The sequence below is a fragment of the Moraxella sp. DOX410 genome, from assembly GCF_032248735.1.
Lineage (GTDB): Bacteria > Pseudomonadota > Gammaproteobacteria > Pseudomonadales > Moraxellaceae > Faucicola > Faucicola tetraodonis.
This window is the reverse complement of record NZ_CP135138.1, coordinates 98562-120750: the sequence shown is the minus strand read 5'-3', so window position 1 is coordinate 120750 and position 22189 is coordinate 98562. Positions and strand designations below refer to the sequence as shown.

18 protein-coding genes, 1 tRNA gene and 2 pseudogenes are annotated in these 22189 nt (G+C 45.4%); 10 read left to right on the top strand and 11 right to left on the bottom strand.

Going from position 1 to position 22189, the window contains the following annotated elements; translation table 11 throughout:
- Nucleotides 1-22: 22 nt before the first annotated feature.
- The 8 genes from ureG to RNZ41_RS00505 all read right to left on the bottom strand — a co-directional run bounded on the left by ureG (nt 23) and on the right by RNZ41_RS00505 (nt 7741).
- Nucleotides 23-724, bottom strand: coding sequence for an urease accessory protein UreG (gene ureG, locus RNZ41_RS00540; RefSeq protein WP_314027324.1), 702 nt, complete (start codon nt 722-724; stop codon nt 23-25).
- Between the two features lie 50 nt (nt 725-774).
- Entirely contained in the window at nt 775-1611 is an 837-nt protein-coding gene (locus RNZ41_RS00535) for an urease accessory protein UreF (RefSeq protein WP_314027323.1), read from the bottom strand.
- Complete coding sequence (gene ureE / locus RNZ41_RS00530) at nt 1608-2168, bottom strand: urease accessory protein UreE (protein ID WP_314027322.1); 561 nt, start codon at nt 2166-2168, stop codon at nt 1608-1610. The genes RNZ41_RS00535 and ureE overlap by 4 nt, the downstream gene beginning before the upstream one ends.
- A gap of 238 nt (nt 2169-2406) precedes the next feature.
- Nucleotides 2407-4497, bottom strand: coding sequence for an urease subunit alpha (gene ureC, locus RNZ41_RS00525; RefSeq protein WP_314027321.1), 2091 nt, complete (start codon nt 4495-4497; stop codon nt 2407-2409).
- 24 nt (nt 4498-4521) lie between these two features.
- Nucleotides 4522-4824 (bottom strand): urease subunit gamma, encoded by a 303-nt coding sequence (gene ureA / locus RNZ41_RS00520; protein ID WP_060995978.1) that lies wholly within the window; start codon nt 4822-4824, stop codon nt 4522-4524.
- A 50-nt stretch (nt 4825-4874) separates the two neighbouring features.
- On the bottom strand, nt 4875-5828 hold the full coding sequence (locus tag RNZ41_RS00515; protein ID WP_314027320.1) for an urease accessory protein UreD: 954 nt from the start codon (nt 5826-5828) through the stop codon (nt 4875-4877).
- Nucleotides 5829-5979: 151 nt separating this feature from the next.
- Nucleotides 5980-6942, bottom strand: coding sequence for a DMT family transporter (locus RNZ41_RS00510; RefSeq protein WP_314027319.1), 963 nt, complete (start codon nt 6940-6942; stop codon nt 5980-5982).
- 151 nt (nt 6943-7093) lie between these two features.
- A complete protein-coding gene (locus RNZ41_RS00505) occupies nt 7094-7741 on the bottom strand; it encodes an MFS transporter (protein ID WP_309574254.1) in 648 nt (215 codons plus the stop codon).
- A gap of 245 nt (nt 7742-7986) precedes the next feature.
- Here RNZ41_RS00505 and RNZ41_RS00500 point away from each other — a divergent pair.
- Nucleotides 7987-8220, top strand: a pseudogene (locus tag RNZ41_RS00500) (helicase-related protein); the annotation flags it as partial.
- 133 nt (nt 8221-8353) lie between these two features.
- Here RNZ41_RS00500 and RNZ41_RS00495 read toward each other — a convergent pair.
- Nucleotides 8354-10285: an acyl-CoA synthetase gene (locus tag RNZ41_RS00495; RefSeq protein WP_314027318.1), complete on the bottom strand. Its 1932-nt coding sequence runs from the start codon at nt 10283-10285 to the stop codon at nt 8354-8356.
- Between the two features lie 179 nt (nt 10286-10464).
- On the opposite strand from RNZ41_RS00495, the gene RNZ41_RS00490 reads away from it, so the two are divergent.
- Both RNZ41_RS00490 and RNZ41_RS00485 read left to right on the top strand, forming a co-directional pair.
- Entirely contained in the window at nt 10465-11817 is a 1353-nt protein-coding gene (locus RNZ41_RS00490) for a GntP family permease (RefSeq protein ID WP_314027317.1), read from the top strand.
- 38 nt (nt 11818-11855) lie between these two features.
- The gene (locus RNZ41_RS00485) at nt 11856-12998 is read left to right on the top strand and encodes a glycerate kinase (RefSeq protein WP_314027316.1); all 1143 of its coding nucleotides are present in this window, start codon (nt 11856-11858) and stop codon (nt 12996-12998) included.
- A gap of 25 nt (nt 12999-13023) precedes the next feature.
- Here RNZ41_RS00485 and RNZ41_RS00480 read toward each other — a convergent pair.
- Nucleotides 13024-14547, bottom strand: a pseudogene (locus RNZ41_RS00480) (ATP-dependent helicase); the annotation flags it as partial.
- 362 nt (nt 14548-14909) lie between these two features.
- Nucleotides 14910-14985: transfer RNA gene (locus RNZ41_RS00475), tRNA-Gly, on the bottom strand.
- A 381-nt stretch (nt 14986-15366) separates the two neighbouring features.
- On the opposite strand from RNZ41_RS00475, the gene RNZ41_RS00470 reads away from it, so the two are divergent.
- The 7 genes from RNZ41_RS00470 to RNZ41_RS00440 all read left to right on the top strand — a co-directional run bounded on the left by RNZ41_RS00470 (nt 15367) and on the right by RNZ41_RS00440 (nt 22179).
- The gene (locus tag RNZ41_RS00470) at nt 15367-16167 is read left to right on the top strand and encodes a M48 family metallopeptidase (RefSeq protein WP_253852233.1); all 801 of its coding nucleotides are present in this window, start codon (nt 15367-15369) and stop codon (nt 16165-16167) included.
- Between the two features lie 257 nt (nt 16168-16424).
- Nucleotides 16425-16880, top strand: a complete 456-nt coding sequence (locus RNZ41_RS00465; protein ID WP_060996159.1) for a DUF441 domain-containing protein — start codon at nt 16425-16427, stop codon at nt 16878-16880.
- 203 nt (nt 16881-17083) lie between these two features.
- Complete coding sequence (locus RNZ41_RS00460; protein ID WP_007116216.1) at nt 17084-17419, top strand: BolA family protein; 336 nt, start codon at nt 17084-17086, stop codon at nt 17417-17419.
- A gap of 86 nt (nt 17420-17505) precedes the next feature.
- Nucleotides 17506-17871: a SirB2 family protein gene (locus RNZ41_RS00455; protein ID WP_065253881.1), complete on the top strand. Its 366-nt coding sequence runs from the start codon at nt 17506-17508 to the stop codon at nt 17869-17871.
- 32 nt (nt 17872-17903) lie between these two features.
- On the top strand, nt 17904-18296 hold the full coding sequence (locus tag RNZ41_RS00450; RefSeq protein WP_218833434.1) for a hypothetical protein: 393 nt from the start codon (nt 17904-17906) through the stop codon (nt 18294-18296).
- Between the two features lie 441 nt (nt 18297-18737).
- Nucleotides 18738-20474, top strand: a complete 1737-nt coding sequence (locus RNZ41_RS00445; protein ID WP_065253882.1) for an AMP-binding protein — start codon at nt 18738-18740, stop codon at nt 20472-20474.
- 88 nt (nt 20475-20562) lie between these two features.
- Nucleotides 20563-22179, top strand: coding sequence for a carboxyl transferase domain-containing protein (locus tag RNZ41_RS00440; RefSeq protein ID WP_159375540.1), 1617 nt, complete (start codon nt 20563-20565; stop codon nt 22177-22179).
- The last annotated feature ends 10 nt before the right edge of the window (nt 22180-22189 follow it).

The following is a 22189-nucleotide window of genomic DNA, read 5'->3' as shown; positions in this document are numbered from 1 at the left end:
CTCCTTGATTTTATCGCATTTTTTACATATTTTCGCTTGAGCTTGGTAAATGTTGTACCGGCTGTGACGGAATCTCTAGCGCTCTTAGCATGCCCTGTTGTTGGATAAATTTGATAATGTCATCCAAACCGTCTTGAGTTTTCATGTTGCTAAACACAAACGGCTTATCGCCGCGCATTTTTTTGGCGTCTTTATCCATAATCGACAAATCCGCGCCCACGAGTGGCGCAAGGTCGGTTTTATTGATAATCAGCAAATCTGATTTGGTAATCCCGGGTCCACCTTTGCGGGGGATTTTGTCGCCTGCACTCACATCAATCACATAAATGGTCAAATCCGACAACTCTGGGCTAAAGGTCGCCGCCAAGTTATCACCGCCCGACTCAATGATAATCAGCTCAAGACCGTCAAAGCGATTTTGCAAGGTGGCCACGGCATTAAGATTAATCGACGCATCTTCACGAATCGCTGTGTGCGGACAACCGCCCGTTTCCACCCCAATAATCCGCTCAGCGGGCATGGCATCGTGGCGGGTCAAAAACTCCGAATCTTCTTTGGTATAAATATCGTTGGTAATCACCGCCATGTTGTACACGTCTTTGAGACGGCGACACAGACTCAAGGTCAAAGCGGTTTTGCCAGAGCCAACAGGCCCGCCAATGCCAAGGCGTAATGGGGATAAGCGAGGCTGTTGGGTTTTGGTTTTTTGGGTAAAGCCAGTCATGGGGTTTCCTTGTGATTGATGTTAAAGACGGGTTGTTAAAGACAGGGGTTTTAGGAACGAAACAGACGACTATATTGTTGTTCATGATGACAGGATAATTCTGCCAACGACGGTACAGACGCTGATAGTTGCAAGTGGTTGATTAAAATTAGTAATGTTTGGGCATGCTGCTGTGCCTGTAAAAATTGTGGCGCAATGTCTTGTAGCTTAGCCACAACCGCTTGCGGATGATGGATGGCTGTCAATGCCGTTTTGACTTTGCTGGCTTGCGTTTGGCAAAGCTTGGCAATCGGTTCATCCATCGCTTGCCCCAATTGCCAAATAATACGCTGCCCTGCCATTTGTCCCAGCGGTAAGGTTTTGACAATCGCTAAGGTCAGATTTTCCATTTGAGCAAACGCATAGGTCATCATGCTATCGGCTATGGGCAGTTGCCAAAAATACGCCAAGCGGGCAAATAACGGTAAATAGCCTTGCGCTATCCAATCTTGTGGCATCGCAAGGTCGAGCACGCCATCAAGCCAGGCACAAAATGCCTGCGCCAATTGTTGACTCTCTAATAAAAACTCATGGCTATCACGGCTTGCTCCATAAAAATTGGCTAGACTATCCACCAAGCTGTGGTGATTTTTTTGCGCTGACAGCTGCATCATACTTGCCATCAGCGGCAATTCAAAATTGAGTAAGACCTCTTGCTGATACGCCTGCAAAAACGCCAAACTACTGGCTTCATCATGGATAAAGCCTTGCTCAATGGCAGACTCCACGCCTTGGGAATAGGTATAACTACCAATCGGCAAATTGCTCGACGCTAGCATCATCAGCTTAAGCAATTGTTGTGGCGGCGCCGTCTGTGTGAGGTGCGATATTGTTGTCATCGTTTTCATGAAAAAAACGTGGCTTTGGTTAAATCGCCGACGATTGCACTTTGCGTGTCGGCATGGCTTAACCGATTATCATGCCCATGTGAATGCCCGCCATGCCCATACGCCCCTGTTTCGGGTTCAAAAGCGTGCGCCACTTCGCTCACGGTTAAGCCCAATTTCACCAGCATATCGGCAAGCACATAATCAGGCTCAAAATACAGGGCATAATCATTGTCATGCTGAACCAACATCAAAGGCACATGACGGTTGCCCAAATGATAGGCCCCGCGCATCAGTTCAAAGGCATTGTCGGCGGTGACTTTGGTGAGGGTTTGCGGTTTGGCAAAAATTTGTATCATGTCGCCTGACGCATTTTGTACCACATCACCATTTTTTAACGTGCCAGTACGGGGCAAATCTATGCCAATGGCTTCACCATTTTGCAGGTTCGCACGAAAGCGTGACCGCTGGCGTGTGTCGAAATCGAGCTGCAAAAACTGCCCGTTTGCTTGTTGGTTGACCAAATCTGCTTGCTGTTGGTCAGTTAACTGTTGCACCCGTTGATTATAAATTTTCATTACTATCCTTTGTTAAATTTTCTACCTATTTAGAAGTTTGCCCATGACAACCGAATTGTTGACAGCGACCCTCTTTAAATTGATGTTCACAGTTGTTAAGCCCGTACAGCCAATGCGAACAGTTTGGGCAAAGATTTTGCATTGGCGATACACTGTTAAAAAACTCACTGCCACATTCATCACAGATGAGATTGTTCGGTTCTAGTCATCACATTGGCATTCATGGCTAAAATCACATTTAAAATAAAAAATAACGCTGTGCCATTGGCAACACAGCCGACGGCTCGCAAGTGAGAAGCTCACCGTCAGCACGTACTTCATAGGTTTCTGGGTTAATCGACATCTCGGGGCAATAGCTATTAAACCGCATATCTTTTTTGCGAATGTTCCGAATACCCTGCACGGGTCGAATCACTTTTTGCAAACCGAGCTTATGTTGGATATTGTTGTCAAAGGCGATTTTGGATACAAAGGTGATACTGGTTTGGTGGGTGGCTTTACCAAGGCTTGCGAACATCGGACGATAATGCACCGGCTGCGGGGTTGGGATGGAGGCATTGATATCGCCCATCGGGTAAGCGGCGATGCTACCACCTTTTAAAATCGTGTCAGGTTTGACCCCAAAGAATTTGGGCGACCATAGCACCAAATCCGCCCATTTACCGACTTCTACCGAACCGACTTCCTCAGCAATACCGTGGGTAATAGCGGGATTAATGGTGTATTTGGCGATATAGCGTTTGATGCGAAAATTGTCGTTGCTCTTGATGTCATCCACATCGGTGAGCGTGATACCTTGCTCGCTGTGGCTAGATACATCGGGTGCTAAAAATCCACGTTGGCGCTTCATTTTATCCGCCGTTTGCCAAGTGCGGATAATCACCTCGCCCACCCGTCCCATCGCTTGCGAGTCGCTACTCATCATCGAGATTGCCCCCAAATCGTGCAAAATATCTTCGGCGGCGATGGTTTCTTGGCGGATACGGCTCTCAGCAAAGGCGATATCTTCGGCAATCGCAGGGCTCAAATGGTGGCAGACCATCAGCATATCGAGATGCTCATCAATGGTATTGATAGTAAACGGTCGCGTGGGGTTGGTCGAAGACGGCAGCACATGCGGCTCGCCAATCGCCCGCAAAATATCAGGGGCGTGCCCGCCGCCTGCGCCTTCGGTGTGAAAGGTGTGAATACAGCGGTCTTTAAAGGCATTTAGCGTGCTTTCTAGATAGCCACTTTCGTTGAGCGTATCGGTGTGAATCGCCACTTGCACATCATACTCTTCGGCAACGCTCAAGCAGTTGTCAATCGCTTGCGGCGTGGTGCCCCAGTCTTCATGCAGTTTTAGCCCGACCACGCCCGCTTCGATTTGCTCGACAATCGGCTGCGGTAAGCTGACATTGCCTTTGCCCAGTAGCCCAATGTTCATGGGCATATCATCAAGGGCTTTGAGCATGGTTTCGATATGGTATTTGCCGTTGGTGCAGGTGGTAGCAAGCGTGCCTTGGGCAGGCCCTGAACCACCGCCAATCATGGTGGTCACCCCAGACATCAACGCAACTTCCGCCTGCTGTGGCGCGATAAAGTGAATATGGGTGTCAATCCCGCCCGCGGTCAAAATTTTGCCTTCACCTGCAATAATCTCAGTGCTTGCGCCAATAGCAATGGTGACATTGGGCTGAATATCGGGGTTGCCCGCCTTGCCAATCGCCCAAATTCGGCTGTCTTTTATCGCCACATCGGCTTTATAAATCCCGGTATAATCCAAGATAAGCGCGTTGGTAATCACGGTGTCAGCCACCTCAGCAAACGGGCGCTGCCCTTGCCCCATGCCATCACGAATCACTTTGCCACCACCAAATTTGACCTCTTCACCATAGCTGGTAAAGTCTTTTTCCACTTCGAGCCACAGCTCGGTATCAGCAAGACGCAGTTTATCGCCCACGGTTAAGCCAAAATGCTCGGCATACATTTGGCGGGGTACGGTTTTTTGTGATTTTGGTAAACTTGCGGTATCCACAGATGCGGTGGCTTGCCCCATCACCCGCCCAGCAAACCCAAAAATCGCCTTATTGCCACCAAACTCGACCAGTTCGACTGATCGCGCTTGCCCTGGCTCAAAACGCACTGCTGTACCCGATAAGATATTTAAGCGAAACCCAAGCGCCTTGTCACGGTCAAACGCCAGTGCGTCATTGGCTTCGGCAAAATGGTAGTGAGAGCCGATTTGAATCGGTCTGTCGCCGGTATTTTTGACCAAAATAGTTTGGACGGCGCGCCCTTCATTCAGGATAATGGCTTGGTCTTTTAGCTTATATTCGCCAACTTTCATGGTTTACCTCTTATACTGTTTAAATTACACAATCGGTTGGTGAATGGTCACCAGTTTGGTACCATCTGGAAAGGTGGCTTCCACTTGCACATCGTCAATCATCTCGGCGATACCATCCATCACATCCTCAACCCTAAGCCACGTGGTGCCTTCGCCCATCAACTGTGCCACTGTTTTGCCCTCTCTTGCGCCTTCGAGCACCAACATACTGATATAGGCTATTGCTTCTGGATAGTTAAGTTTTAAGCCACGTTGTTTGCGGCGCTCGGCAACCAGTCCTGCGGTAAAAATGAGTAATTTATCTTTTTCGGCGGGGGTTAAATGCATGGGTTACTCCAATTATTTTTTCAGTGTTAAAAATTAGACCTTCACTGCCATTAGGTTGCCCAAATTCGGGGCAAATGACTGTCTTGTTGCCACATTAAAGTGCGAATCTCACCACGAACTGCACCAAAACTGTCAAAACATTGGCGGACATCATCCCCCAAATAGCGAATAATCATCACCTCGCCTGTTTGGGTGCAAGAGACAGGCAAGCTATGGTGGTCGATAAATAAGCGTAATTGCTTGACCCATTCAATCAGCTGTTTTTGCGCATCAACGCTTGGCACAACCCATAAGCTGGCAAAGACGGTATGGTTATTGAGACCCACGGCTGAGCCAAACCAATCGTGTTCGGCACAGTGATGTAAGGTATCAGCAAGCAGCAATTTGGGCTGCTCATCCACGCGCCAAAATAGGTTTGATAACCGCATCTCGCCTGTACTGTAGCGCTCGCCATGATACTCTCGCCCTAACAGGTTAATTTCCCAAGCGATAACACTGGCAGCTGGGCTGATAAAAAACTGATTGGTGGCATGGGCAAAACTTGCGTTATAAAAACAGTTTTCTTGCGGTAGCCATTCAAAACGGCTGTCATCTTGTAGATAAACCGTGACATTTTGAACAGCATAACTATTTGAATTCTCTTGAGTTTCTTGGTTTTTTTTGGTTTCTTGGGTTTTTCTGGCTGATGGGCTATCATCGGTTTGCTTGTTAGCGGTGTAACTTGGTAAATTGCCGTACCATTTATTTGCCCCGGGCGTGGTAATCACAGCGTGGGCGTGATGTTTTACGCCAATGTCAATATCGAGTTTATCGCCTAAGGCGATGCCAGCAGGCGGATACAGCATGATGACATGACAAATACCTTGCTGTTCACCGCTTTCAGGATACAAGGCTTTTTGTACCCGCAAGGCGCCTTGGTGGTGGCGTTGTACCAAATTGGTGCGCGCATGCTCACCCGCATGTTGGGCGTCAAAAGCTAAAGTAAGGACTGAGTGCCAAGCCATATCTATCTAACTATATGAAAAATATATGGTTTTATAGAATGCAAGGGCTGTGCCACATTGGTGCAGTGAGCTTTGATACCAATATGGATATAACATTGATACCAACATGCTGAAGCCCAAATCAGGGATGTTTACACGGTTTGGGCTGTTATTAGACTTGAGTATCGACTTCTGTCAGTTGCCGATGCCGCTGCAAGGGCAGTTTAATAGAGTTTAGGAGGGTGGCTAAAAGGATTAATATCATCCCTGAGTACTGCATGCCATTGAGCGATTGGTGCAGTAATACGATCGACAATACAATCGCGGTAAACGGCTCAAACACGGTGAATACCGAGGCTTTGGTCGCAGGGAGTTTATGTAAGGCTGACATATACAAGAAAAACGGAATCACGGTACCCACTAGGCTGAGCCCCATCACCCACAACCAAGTGATGACAGGCATGCTGAATGCTTTGGCATAGGTTTGATAGGTCATCGGTAGGAATAATAAAGCCATGGCACTAATCACCACCGAACTAAAAAACACCAAGGTTGGTGGATAGTGTTTGTGTAAGGCTTTTTTTCCTAAAATGCCATACAGTGAATAGCACACCCCAGACAATAAACCAAACACAATCCCCCAACTCAATGTAAAATTTTCACTCAGCGTTGTCAGTGCCACGCCCAATACCGCGATGCAAGCTAAGGTAAATGATTTTTTTGTTATCGGTTCTTTTAATAAAAAAAATGCCAATACCAAACTAAAAATCGGCGCCGTATATAGTAGCGATACCGCAATGCCCGCGCCCACAAAATTGACAGCGATAAAATAGCAAACAGTCATGCCTAACACACCAATCAACGATTGCAGGCTCAACTGTAATATCTCGCCGACTGATAACTGCCTAATAGACGTCCACAACGATGGCAATAACATCAGTAGCATCATAGCAGCGGTCACCACTCTTAAAATGGCAATTTGCACACTATCAAAACCCAGTTGATGTAGATAGGTGGTAAAGATACCCAGCGTGCCCCAACAGATAGCCGCCACAATGACTTGCAAGCCACCCATCGTCGCATGATTGAGCGTGTTACGGGATTGGTTGGTAGCGAAAGCGGGTTTACGAGTCACTGGCAATTCCTAAAAAATGGGGGATAAAAAAAGTGATTCTAGCAAACAAGGTTGGCTAAAACCACTTTGGGAAAAAACTTAAATTAACTTCATGGGGTTATTGATAACCGTGATTAATCAATTATTTTTCTAACATCTTTTTAACCTTTTTCTAACCTTTTTCTAACATAGACACACTATCGGATTTTTTATACATCACCGTTGCTACCAGTGCAATTACGCTTGCTATCACCAATAACCAAGCTGGTGCGATTTGACTGCCTGTTTTGCTCATTAACCAAGTTGCCATCAAGGGGGTTGTGCCACCGAGTAGGGCATTGGCTGAGTTAAAGGTGAAAGCAAAACCTGAATAACGCACCTCGACTGGGAAAATCTCACTTAAAAATGCCGGTAGTGTACCGTCATTGACGGATAATAAGAGCGAGAACACCAGTTGAATCAACACAATGGTTAAAAACCCACCCAGGCTTAGGATATGAAACAAAGGCACTGTCAACGCGATAAACAACACAGATGCGATGATCAGCATGGTTTTCCGACCGTATTTATCGCCAATATGTCCCCAAAAAATACCTCCAAATGGACGGACAATAAAGGATAGCGCAAAAATTGCATAAGTTGACATCAATGCGACGGTTGCATCGGTTTTAGCAAAAAATACGCTAGCGATGACAGTGGCAAAATAGCCATACGATGCGTAATCAAACCACTCGACAAAGTTACCAATAAAACTGGCTTTGGCGGCTTTTTTGAGTAACACAGGATCTTTAACATACGGCTCTGCAGCTGGTTGTTGCATTGCTACAGCAGTGGGTGAAAGTGCAAAAGTTGTCATTTAGTTTCCCCTTGGTTGGTAGTAAGTCGTGCTAAAGTAAGCTAACTGATGATGTTATGCGCGGGACCATAGGCGAAGCCTGTGATATTGTCAGCGCCTGTTTCAGTTAAAACCAAAATATCATGTTCACGATAACCGCCTGCCCCTGCCATACTCCTCACTGCTCGTCGTGAGCAATACTGTAATTATTGGGTTTGGTATAATATGTCAGCCAAAAACGTAGCGAGGCGATTGAGACATTCCAATCGGGGCAAGTGCCTGTATTTTTGATTAGCCTAAAAGCAGGCGGCGTGAGACTAAACCTGACCGCCGCCGACACGGTGATTCATTATAACCCTTGGTGGAACCCTGCCGCCAAACTTGCTCAATCTATTGTAAGCACCGACCATGAAGGCAATATCAAGCTGAGTGAAGATGAGTGGCTAGGGTTGTTTGACAAGTTTTTAGGATATGTGTTGATGGGTATGATTCATAGAAATCGTTTCAATTTAACGTTTTCTTAACATTTTCTATGAATCATACATATTACCGCTCATCTTGTACCATATCAGGTGGTTGCTTTTATTATTTAAAAACCTATTCATCCCACTGCCAATGAATAGCTAACTGGTCTAACACTGTTTTGGCTTTTGGTTGATGTAATGCATCGCCCTCTAGGTTGACTAGCACAATAAACCCATAAGTAGGGTCGTCTTTGCTGCTGACGGTAGCATTAATATGATGTTGTAGTAGTAATTCACTGACAGCCATTACCGTCGCTTGACGTTTTAGTGCAGGTTTAAATACTTTACCCACGGCGGTTAAGGGTAATGCATCAATCACGTAGATGGCTTTAGGAATCGCCGCTTTTTCGCCAATGTTTTGTTGGCAAAATTGCATGAGTTTATCAGTATCTAAGCTAACACCCGGCTTAGGGGCAACGAATAAAACAGGTAACTCGCCTGTATAGCTATCAGGCTTACCAATGGCAGCACAGCCGGCTACGCCTTCGTATTGATAAACGACTTCTTCTATCATTTTTGGGTCAATGTTATGTCCACCTCGAATGATTAATTCCTTTTTTCTCCCCGTCAAGAAAAAGTAGCCGTCTGCATCTTGATAGCCCAAATCGCCGGAATTAAACCAAGTTTGATTGTCAGAGTCAGTGACCCAAATCCCCTGATTTTGCTGCGCCAAATAATAGCCGACAAACACATTATCGCCGCGAATACAAATATTACCCACCTCGCCTGTGTTGGCAACTCGCACAAACTTGCCATTATCATCAAGCATCATCACTTGCATAGGCTGATACGGGAAACGTAGCCCTATTGAACCAATTTTCTTCTCCCCAAATCTTGGGTTGGCTGAACTACCACAATTACCTTCCGTCATACCATACGCTTCAATGATTTGCACCCCTGTTTGTTCTTCAAATTGCTTAAATACTTCTATCGGCATCGGGGCTGCCCCACACAAACAGTGTTTTAGACTCGCAATATCATGGTCGCCAACTGGTAGATTTAATAATCCAGCAAAAAGCGTGGGCACACCACTAAAAAAACTCACGCGATAATGCCCAATAATCGCCCAAAAATTTGCCATCACCCCATCGCCGCGATAGCCCTCTGGCGAAACCAGCAAAATTTCACCACCCATCGATAACGGTAATAATCCTGTAACCATGACGGCATTGACGTGAAATAGGGGTAGTCCGCACAGCGCGACATTGCCCTGATTTAGCATGTCATCACCAAACAATGCCCGTGCCTGCAAGACATTGGCGACTTCATTTTTATGATTACGCATGGCGATTTTGGGCATGCCAGTTGTACCACCGGTTCCGAAGAATGAAGACAAATCCTCAGGCCCAATGGTACGGGGGTTAATTAATCTATCTTTGGGCTGGTTGGCAATCCCAGCATAAAAGTCATGATAGGTGACCGTCTCTGGTAACTGCTGTACAAATTCTTTACTTGCATCTGGCAAGGTTATATTAAGTTGATGGGCGAAATGATGAGCCATCGTCACCCCAATGATATGCTGCAAACTTGGGGTAAGCTTGGCGACCGCGATGGCCTTGTCCCAAAGCTGCGGCTTGTTATGTTGGCTTAGTATTGGCGCAAGCGTGATGAGTAGCGTGGCTTTGACTTCATTTAATAAGCCGGCAATCACAGAAGGTTCAAGCAATGGGTTAATCGGAAAAATAATACCCGTTGCCTCACCGCCCCAGATACAAAAATGGGTTTCGGGTAAATTTGGCAACAATATCGCAATGACCGTATCTTTATCCGCGCCCAACGAATAAAGCATATTGGCGGTTTGACGTATATATGCCAATAGCTCCCGATAGCTATAGCTTGTGCTGTGTTGATACTGCGTAGCATTTAACACAAAGGTAAGGGCTTTTTCATCGCCAAACTGAGCTTCGCTCTCACATAGCATCTGATAGGTGCTGCTAGGCAGGTTTAAAGGAAAATTTTGCTCATATTGCTCTAGGTCATCCTGATTTTTTATTTGCTGGTTCATCGTGTCAAAGTCCTTTTTACTATTAAATTAATTATCGCAATACGCCAACATTGCCTCTAGAAATAATACGGTATGTCAGTCAAAAGTTCTGGTATTGTTTCGTACATATTTGCTACAGTTAGCTGATGTGATGGACAAACTCAGTTAACTCATGAAACTACGGGAAAAAGGATGTTCCGATGATTGTACTTTGGCTTGCTATTGTTATTATCTTTATCATTGTTGCCACCGCAAAATTAAAATGGCACCCGTTTTTGGTGTTGATTCTTTCAGCATTTTTAGTCGCACTGTTTTATCAAGTTCCTATTGCCACTGTGCCTAAGACCATTGCCGAGGGCTTTGGGAATATTTTAGGTTATATTGGCTTGGTCATCGTATTTGGCACAATTATTGGACTTATTTTAGAAAAGACGGGTGCGGCAATCGTGATGGCAGAAACCGTAATTAAGCTACTTGGCGAACGGTTCCCAACGTTAACTATGTCAATTGTCGGTGCTGTGGTATCGATTCCTGTATTTTGCGACTCGGGATTTGTGATTTTAAATTCACTAAAAGAATCATTGGCGAACCGTTTAAAAGTTTCTAACGTCGCTATGAGTGTTGCGTTGGCAACGGGTCTTTATTCTACGCATACTTTTGTACCTCCAACCCCCGGCCCTATTTCTGCCGCAGGTAATCTTGGTCTGGAAACCAATCTTGGCTTAGTCATCGGTATGGGTCTATTGGTTTCGGTAGTGGCGGTAACCGCAGGGTGGTTATGGTCCCAGCGTTTTTTAACGGCCATTCCTGAGGCAGACAATCCATTCATGTCAACTGACAAAGCCGCAGTGATGCAAGCGCGTGAGCAATATGGTGAGCTGCCATCAGCCACGATGGCATTTTTACCGATTATTGTGCCCATTATATTAATATGCCTAGCGTCTATCGTAGCATTTCCTTCTAAACCATTGGGCAGTGGATTATTGGCTCAACTATTAGGCTTTGTTGGTCATCCACTTTCCGCTTTACTTATCGGTCTGTTTTTATCGTTTTTACTTATTAAAGGGAATAATAAAAGTCAACTAATTAGCGATAGCATCGCTGAGGGCTTAACGGTAGCGGCGCCAATTCTATTGATTACCGGGGCTGGGGGCGCATTTGGTGCCATGTTAAAAGCCACATCGGTAGGTACTTATTTGGGTGAAACGCTGAGTAGTTTGGGTCTAGGCATTTTAATGCCTTTTATCGTTTCGGCGGCACTCAAAACTGCTCAAGGATCAACCACGGTGGCATTGGTAACCACCTCTGCCTTAGTCGCACCGATGTTAGGGCAAATTGGGATGGACAGCGATATGGGCCGAGTGCTTTGTGTCATGGCAATTGGGGCAGGCGCGATGACCGTATCCCATGCCAACGATAGCTATTTTTGGGTTGTCAGTCAGTTTAGTCGTGTGAGTGTGCCACAAGCCTATAAAGCACATACTGTCGCTACAGGTATCCAAGGTGTCGTTAGTATGGTGTTTATTTGGTTATTATCGATTATTCTGCTTTAAGTCATACGCTGTCATAAAATAACTTTAGGAAAAGCACCGTGAAAATTGTTATTGCCCCAGATTCATTTAAAGAAAGTCTCACTGCCAGTGAAGTATGTGATGCCATTGAAACAGGATTTGCCACTGTTTTTAAAGAAGCTGACATCATTAAAATACCGATGGCAGATGGTGGTGAAGGCACGGCTGCCGCGCTTAAAGAAACGCTGTCTGGCCAATGGCAAAGTATCATTGCACATGACCCTTTGATGCGCCCGATTGAGGCAAGCTATGTGCTACTGCCCAATCAAACCGCCATTATTGAGATGGCAAGCTGTGCTGGCTTGCACCTACTGACACAGTCAGAGCGAGACCCAAGTATCGCTACCACTTATGGCGTGGGTGAAATGCTACTTGATGCGATTGATAAAGGCGCAAAACATATTATCCTAGGTATCGGTGGCAGTGCCACCAATGATGCAGGTACAGGTATGCTAAAGGCCTTGGGCTATCGTTTCTTGGATTCACAGCATCATGAGCTTGCGCAAGGTGGTAAAGCATTAGCGGCATTGGCGTTTATTGATAGCAGTGGGGTTAGCGATAAAATCACCGATATTAGTATTACCGTCGCCTGTGATGTGACCAATCCATTATGTGGCAAACTCGGTGCTAGCCATGTGTATGCCCCGCAAAAAGGGGCGACGCTAGACGATATCGTTATTTTAGATAATGCCCTTAGCCATTTTGCCAATATTGCCAGCCGTCAAAATTTCCCCGATAATCGTAATGAAGCAGGCGCGGGTGCCGCAGGCGGTTTGGGTTTTGCGTTAATGACGTTTTTATCGGCAACACTGACAGGCGGGTTTCAGTTGGTAAGTGAATTTAGTAATCTTGAGCAAATGGTTCAGCAAGCAGATTTGGTCATCACCGGTGAAGGGAAGATGGATTTTCAAACGTCCATGGGCAAAGTGGCATCAGGCGTGCTATCAATTGCCAAAGCAGTTAATGTGCCCGTTATCGCCATTTGTGGCGTAGTCGATGACCCCCACAGCCATTGGAAAGACGATGGTTTTACAATAGCGATTCCCAGTATTCAAACTTTAAGCTCGCTTGATGAGGCACTTGCTTTAGCAAAACAGAATGTTGAAAAAACTGCCTATAATATCGCGATGGCGATGCAATTGGGTCAACAATTAAACCGTTAGTATTTAGCCACATAGTGATAAACCCCGACTTTTGCAGTTGGTCATGTAACGCCGCAAAGGCAATATCAATACTTTGCTCAGGTAAGTGTTGTAATTCGCTTAGTTGCTTTAACGCGTCAATGGCAGGTTTGGGTACTTTGCTTTTTTTATCTAGAATGTAGATACAAGCGGTTAAATCAGGCTGGGTTAAAAACTCATTAACGAGCTTCCCCGCACCGGCATCGCCGATGCCATCCCATAGGGTTAAAAAGCGTATCCAAGCCAGTTCATCCAAATAATTCACGCTGACTCGTAGCATACTAATTAAATCTTTAACATGCGCCGCTTCCAGTAACTTAGTACCACCGATAAAGATATAAGGAATATCCGCTTCAATCAGCGCACTTTCTAGCTGTCTACCTGAAAAGGCTGAACGCAGTAGAATCATATGATGATGCCACGGTGTGCCTTTGTTATAACGGTGCTGTAAATCTTTTATCACCCATCGTGCTTCATCAAACTCATTGCCAAAGCTATGGAGTACAGGCTTAATACCTTGTCCACGGTGAGCGGTTAAACGTTTTTTATAATCTAATTCACTTCTATCCATTAACCAATTGGACAGATCCAGAATCTCTTGAGTTGATCGATAATTTAAATCTAGGGTTAACACTTCAGCATCCGGTACGCGTTGTTTAAAGCTATGGATATTTTGAAAGTCAGCACCGCGAAAACCATAAATGGATTGGGCGTCATCACCGACACAAAATAATTGACTGCGTCCGATAAAAGGTTGCAATAGTAACCACTGCAACGGGTTGGTATCTTGCATTTCATCAACCAGTAGATATTTGGTCGTTTGGGTTACTTTTTCTAATAACCATTCATCAGCATTTAAGTATTTAGCGACATATTCTAGGATATCGTCATAATCAAGATAGTGACGTTCTTGCTTTTGTTTTTGATAGCCTGCCATGATAAGTTTTATCTCATCCATCACTAGCTGATAGTCGGGTAACTGCTTATATAGCGCATCTTCAAATTTGGTTTGGGTATTGCGGGCATAGGAATACAAATCAGCGAGTTCTTTTGCTTTCGGTAGCTTTTCACCCACAGGTTGCTGACGCCTGTTTTGAAAGGTAATGGTTTTACCCGTTGACGTGATTTGGCTATTACGTTTGTCTTCAAGTTTGCCACGAAGTAGCTTGAACATCATGATTTGGTCATCACGGTCGATGACGTTAAAGCCTTGTAATCCAAACACTTTTGAATAGCGACGTAAGATACTTAAACAAAAGGTATGAAAGGTCGATGCTCGCAGTCCTTCGGCTTGCAATCCTAAATGGCTCTCCACACGGGTGACGATCTCGCTAGCAGCACGGCGGGTAAAGGTGACGATTTGGATTTCATTGGCAGGCACACCTTTATCAATCAAATAGGCAGCGCGAGCCACAATGGTCTTGGTCTTACCACTACCTGCTCCTGCCAATACCAAAGTATTTTGGGCATCAGTGGTCGCAGCTTTGTGCTGGGCGGGGTTGAGTTCGGCAAGAAGGTTGTTTATTGTCATAGAAGTATTCGGAATTGATAGCTTGATTTTAGGCTAGCAAACTAATGAAACGCTGTCTAATGTTTTACTCATTAAGGAGGGCTTTTAAGAAAATGACTTGTTAGTTCAAACATCACAAAACAGGTTAGCGCCCTTTAAAGTAGTACTTAACAATAATTTCACAGTCGGGGACACAAATTTCAAAGTTAAATTTTAGGCTTGGCACAAATTTGGCACAATTTTGTCACACAGATTTTTTAGTGTGACAAATTGAGGAAAAGTGGTCATTAAAATTAATTAAAAAATCTTAAAGTATGATTGGTAAGTTATTGATTTTTATGCAATAAAAAAGCCACTTTATATTAAAGTGGCTTTTTTGAATTTGGAGCGGGAAACGAGATTCGAACTCGCGACCCCGACCTTGGCAAGGTCGTGCTCTACCAACTGAGCTATTCCCGCATTAGGTGGTCAACTAGCAATTTTGAATGTTTGTTGCGTCGTTGTGGATGCGTATTATAAGGATTTTTGACACTGCGTCAAGCATTTTTGCAAAAAAAATTCAAAAAAATACGTTTTTTTTAATTTTAACTATTTTTTATTGCAAAGTAGCTTTTTTAGCTGCCTATTCTCGTATGACCTTTTTTCTTTCTACCCATAGTTATTAGCTTGTTTTATCACACTCTGAAACACACCATGTGTCTATCGTTACGCAATTACTGCAAATCTCAGCAGATTGTTTTTTAGCGACTTCGCTATAATGCGTTTAATTTTCCTACTTTCTTGGTCCTTTTTGCTGTATTTGGAGATAACAATAAGATGAAAATTTCAAAAAAACTTATAATGTCAAGTTTGGCGGCATCGGTCATTGCGGTAGGTGCCACAGGTTGCTCAACCACCACTGATACGGGGGCGATTGGCGTTGAACGTAATCAGTTGTTGGTAGTATCCGACCAACAAGTGCAACAACTTTCCAAGCAAGCTTTTCAACAAGAAATTGCCGCTGCCCGTGCCAAAGGTCTGCTTGATACCAATCCTGCCCAGTTGGCGCGTTTACAGAAAATTTCTCAGCGTTTGATTGCACAGACAGGTGCCTATCGCAGCGATGCAAGACAATGGCCGTGGGAAGTGCATGTCATTAAGAGTAATGAGCTCAATGCGCACGTATTACCAGGTGGTAAAATTGTCTTCTACTCCGGTATTATCGATCGCTTGAGTCTAACCGATGCTGAGATTGCTGCGATTATGGGTCATGAGATGGCGCATGCATTACGTGAGCATACCCGTGAGCGTCTATCGCGTGACGTGGCAACCCAAACAGGGATTGGTATTGCCGCGAGCGTCTTAGGCTTATCTCAAGGTCAGGCACAGTTAGCAGGCTTAGCTGGGGATTTGGGTATTTCTCGTCCCAATAGCCGTACCCAAGAAACGGAAGCCGATTTGATGGGGCTAGAGTTGATGGCACGGGCAGGTTACGACCCTAATGCAGCAGTTAGCCTATGGCGTAAAATGCAGAGTGCGGGCGGTCGCGGCGAGCCACCTCAATTTTTAAGCACCCACCCGGTGAGCTCAACACGTATTGCCACCATTCAATCATTATTACCACGTGTGATGCCGTTGTACCAACAAAGCCGTTACCGTTAATTCTAACTTCGTATGTCATAAGCCAATATCTAGCTGATATTGGCTTTTTTAGTGAGCAAATTTAGTATTCAAAATAAGGGGTAGATTAAAAATCTGCTGATCTCTAATAATCCATAGCCCTTCACTTTACCCAACAGGCTAGCCAGCCTAACAAGTTGTCAAAAAACCGATTGATTGAAGTTTTTTAACTATCTCAACAGCACAGCGGCATCGTCAGTGGCATAATAAGCGTTTGGTCACCGCTATAGGGTAAATTCATGAATCAGCTTGATATTAATTTGCTAGTCTTGTTCGTCATTTTGGGCTGCGGTATTTTTGTGCACAATCCCACGATTTGGGTCAGTGCGACTGCGCTGATTATCATCAAATTTTTACCCCATAACCAACCTATCTTTTCTTATATTCAGCAATATGGACTCAACTTGGGTATTTTGCTGCTCACCATTGCCGTCATTGCGCCCATCGCTTCCGAACAAGTCAGTAGCAAAGCCTTGATGACCTCTTTTGCCAGTTGGCGCTCATTATTGGCTATTGCCGTGGGATTGCTGGTGACTTGGCTGGGTGCAAGAGGGGTGAATTTAATGAAAGTTGACCCCAATGTGGTCACGGGGTTGATGATTGGCACAGTAGCAGGGGTGGTATTGTTTCGCGGGGTGGCGGTCGGTCCGTTAATTGCCGCAGGGATTTTATCCTTGCTATATTGGTCGAAGTGAATCATAGAAGCTACTGAGCCATCAAACATAGAGAAAAATTGAGCGGTATTGACACAAGATTATTTTTGCCCCTCAAACCCATTTGATAGATTAGGCTACCTTAAAACTATGCTAAAATAGCTAAAATGCGGTAAGTGGTGACCAGTTGGATTTGTCATTGGCTACCCATTTTTGATGAATAAAATCAGTGAACCGAGGACGACATGAGTCAACTTGCTACCCCGATTGCCGATGCCGTGACAGCGCGTTTGCAAACGTTACAGCCCAGTGTCTATCAGCTAGAAAACGAGTCAATGCGCCATGCTGGCTATTTTGAGGGCAAAGAAACCCATTTTAAACTGACCATTGTCAGTGAGGCATTTACCGGCAAACGCTTGGTACAGCGTCATCAGTTGGTGTATGGACTCATCCATACGTTACTGTCACAAGGCGGTGGGCAAATTCACGCGTTTTCAATTCATGCTTATACCCAAGCAGAATGGCAAGCGGTTGGGCAATCTCCTGAAAGTCCCAATTGCGCGGGACAAAACGCAGGGTGATATGATAAAAAAGAGTGTCAACATAAGCTAAAACCACAGACCCATTGAGTTCATTTACGCTATATTATGATAAAAAAGGTTGATGTATGAAACACGCACATATGCTGATGGCATTGATTTTAATTGCCTTATTCTTGTGGCAAGCCGTGTTGGTATTTACCGCACCAAAAGGGCAAGGCTTGCCAAAATCTGCCAAAATCGGCGCCCACGTGATGTATGCCTTGGTGATTTTAACAGGCGCGGTGACGGCGATGCCATTATTTGGCGCAGGTATAGTGCCGCATTGGTTGATTGCCAAGATGGTATTACTCATTGTTGCCATTTCGGCGACTGTCAAAGCCACACGCCAGACGACTACGCCCAATCAAGCCAAAATAGGTATGTTGATTGCTTTTATTGCCTATATGGGTATTTTGACGCTAGCGTTTGTTAAACCGCTCAACCTATTTTAAGGCTAAAGCAGTGAACATAAGGGAGTAGGATAATGAAAAAATTAGCTATCTCAATACTTTTAGCGACGGCCGCCACGGCAGGTTTGACAGGGTGTATGACCACGCCTACCCCTGAATACGTATCCGCCAACAATTACCAAAGCTATGACTGTGTTGCGCTTGCTAATGAATACACGCGCGTCAATCAATACATTGATGCCAATGCCAATCAGCGCACCGGTTTGCAAGCTTCAGGTATCGGGATTGGCGTATCGGGCAATCGCCATGGTATTTATCCTACCGTGAGTGTCGGCTTAGGCTCAATCAATGGCGGCAACCGTCATAATCTATCGATTGCTATGGGACAACGTGATGCGATGCTACAAGCCGCTCGGTTGAAACAATGCCCCTTTGCTACCGGCATCAAACTCTATAGCGAAAAATAATTTATCCCATTTTACCCTGTTGAGTGTAGAACCCATCTTTCATAGTGAGATGGGTTTTTTTATGGTCAACCAAATCAGTGGCTGGCTTAGGGGTAGTAAGTGTCATTGAATACCTATTGAATATGTATCGAATATTTTTTTAGCTTAAAGATAATTTTTATTTCGATAAAGATTGTCTCGTTTTAGATTGACAAGTCCATAATTTATTGATTAATATGTCACATATTGATGGTTAAACACGGTAAAAATTTTAAAAAAATGAATTAAAATGCGTGTGAGAACAATACTTTAAGTCAAGGAATACTTGGGTATTAATCAGTGGGTAAAAATTTTTACTCAGGTAAACACGAAGTTTTCACTAGCTTTCGTCAATACCTTTAGTAAACCCCCCAAAAAACGATAGAAAAACACGCTAAAAAACACGATAGTAAGGATGCTACCATGACCAAAGACGTGCTAACCCTGCCACGCATCGTAATGGGTGCGAAATCTGCCAACGCCCCACTCACCCAAAGCTATGATAAAGGACCGGTCACACCACTGATAGAATTGACCATTGGTGATTTTTTTGATCAGATGGTGGAACAAAACCCCGATAAAGACGCCTTAATTTCTGCTCACCAAAACATTCGTCTCACCTACCGCGAGCTACAGCGTAAAGTCAATCAGCTAGCCAGCAGCATGATTCGTATGGGTCTACAAAAAGGCGATCGCGTGGGTATTTGGTCACACAACAACGTTGAATGGGTCATCATGCAATTGGCGACAGCCAAAGCCGGTATCATATTGGTCAACATCAACCCTGCGTATCGTATCTTTGAGCTTGAATACGCCATCAACAAAGTCGACTGCCAAGTGCTGGTATTGATGCGCCACTTCAGATCTAGCGACTACGCGGTGATGCTGCAAGAGCTTGCACCTGAAGCGCGTCACCAAAGCTACCAAAATTTAGAGCTCGTGCAATTACCCAATCTCAAACGGGTCATCTGGATTGATAGCCCAGAGTCCACTGAGGATTTTAGCTATATGCAAAAATTCTCAGCATGGATTGCCGAAGGCGATGCCGATGATCCGGCAGTGGCGGAACGTGCCAAAAAGCTCAACCCCAATAACCCCATCAATATCCAATTTACCAGTGGTACCACAGGCACGCCTAAAGGCGCGACGCTTACCCACCGCAATATTTTGAACAACGGTTATTTCATCGGTGAAGCCATGAGCTTCACTGCCGATGACCGTCTGTGTATCCCTGTCCCGCTTTACCACTGTTTTGGCATGGTACTGGGCAACCTTGCCATCTTGACCCACGGTGGCACGATTGTGTATCCCAACGATGGCTTTGACCCCATCACCGTACTTGAAACCGTGCAAAACGAAAAATGTACAGGTCTGCATGGGGTACCGACCATGTTTATCGCCGAGCTTGACCACCCAGATTTTGCCAATTATGACTTATCGACTTTACGTACCGGCATCATGGCAGGCTCAAGCTGTCCGATTGAGGTCATGCGCCGCGTGATTGACCAAATGCACATGAAAGAAGTCACCATTGCCTATGGCATGACCGAAACATCGCCCGTATCTTGTCAAACCAACCAGCACACGCCACTTGAAAAACAAGTCTCAACCGTAGGTCTGGTACAGCCAAACCTAGAAGTCAAAATCGTCAACCCAGAAACGGGCGAAACGCTTGGCATCGGTGAGACAGGTGAGCTGTGTACCAAAGGTTACTCAATCATGCTCGGCTATTGGAATGACACCAATAAAACGGCGGAAGCCATTGTCGATGGCTGGATGTATACCGGTGACTTGGCAACCATGGACGAAGAAGGTTATGTCAAAATCGTCGGACGTAGTAAAGATATGGTGATTCGCGGTGGTGAAAACATTTACCCTGTTGAAATTGAAAACTACCTATATCGCCACCCAAAAATCCGTGACGTCCAAATCGTGGGCGTACCCGACAAGAAATTTGGTGAAGTCCTTGCCGCTTGGATTATCCCCAAAAAAGACAGCAACTTAACCGAACAAGACATCCGTGATTTTTGTAAAGATCACATCGCACACTATAAAGTACCGACTTACATGAAGTTTGTCGACGAGTTCCCAATGACCGTCACGGGTAAAATTCAAAAATTCAAAATCGTGGAAGCGATGACACAAGAATTAGGACTCTAAATTTTCAACTTCATCAAAAACTTAACATAAATACAGAGGGCATCTGATAGCAATTTAGCTGCACCCTTTGACAGAATTAGGATTTACAATGACGGTTATCCAAAGTAAATTAAGCCCAAATGGTGCGGAGTTTCAAGCCAATGCCGCTGCCATGCAAACTATCGTTGATGACCTCAAAGCCAAACTTGCGGTCATTGCTCAGGGCGGTTCAGCGTCTGCCCGCGCCAAACATGTGGCTCGGGGTAAGTTATTGCCCCGTGAACGTGTCGAGCGCTTGCTAGATGCCGGTACGCCATTTTTGGAAGTCTCACCGATGGCAGCGTATGGCATGTATGATGCCGATATCCCTGCCGCAGGCGTGATTGCTGGCATTGGTCGTGTCGCTGGTATTGACTGTATGATTGTGTGTAACGATGCCACCGTCAAAGGCGGCACTTACTACCCGATGACGGTCAAAAAACATTTACGGGCGCAAGAAATCGCGCGAGAAAACCGCTTGCCATGTATCTATTTGGTGGACTCTGGCGGCGCGAACTTGCCCAACCAAGATGAAGTATTCCCAGATAAAGACCACTTTGGTCGTATCTTTTTTAATCAAGCCAATATGAGCGCCGAAGGCATTCCCCAAATCGCCGTCGTCATGGGCAGCTGTACTGCAGGTGGTGCCTATGTGCCCGCCATGAGTGACGAGTCGATTATCGTCAAAGATCAAGGGACGATTTTTTTGGGGGGACCACCACTGGTCAAAGCTGCCACAGGTGAAGAAGTGACCGCCGAAGACTTAGGCGGTGGCGATGTGCATACCCGTCTGTCAGGGGTGGTTGACCACCTTGCCCAAAACGATTTACACGCGTTATCACTGGCGCGCAACATCATCGGCAATTTAAACCAACAAAAAACACCCATCCACCACGCTACTGCGCAAAAAACCCCGCGTCCACCCAAATACGATGCCAAAGAATTGTACGGTATCATCCCAACTGACACCCGTAAGCCCTTTGATATCCGCGAAATCATCGCACGTATCGTCGATGGCAGTGAGTTTGATGAGTTTAAAGCCCGTTTTGGCACGACGCTGGTGTGTGGTTTTGCCCATATTGAAGGTATGCCAGTGGGTATTATCGCGAACAACGGTATTTTATTTAGCGAATCAGCGCAAAAAGCTACCCATTTTATCGAGCTATGTTGCAAACGTAAAATTCCGCTGGTGTTTCTGCAAAATATCACAGGCTTTATGGTGGGGCGCAAATACGAAAATGAAGGGATTGCCCGTCATGGTGCCAAAATGGTGATGGCGGTTGCCAACGCCAAAGTGCCGAAGTTTACCGTGATTGTCGGCGGCTCATTCGGTGCGGGTAACTACGGTATGTGTGGTCGTGCGTACAGTCCACGTTTCTTGTGGATGTGGCCAAATGCGCGTATCTCGGTGATGGGTGGCGAGCAAGCGGCGTCGGTATTAGCAACGGTCAAACGCAGCCAGTACCATGCCAAAGGTGAGCACTGGTCAAGCGAGGACGAAGAAGCGTTCAAAGCGCCAGTGCGTCAGCAATTTGATGAGCAAGGTCATCCGTATTATGCCTCGGCTAGACTGTGGGATGATGGCGTGATTGACCCAGCTGATACCCGACAAGTATTGGCACTCGGTTTAAGTGCCGCTTACAACGCACCGATTGAAGACACCACCTTTGGTGTATTTAGAATGTAATTTTCAGCGT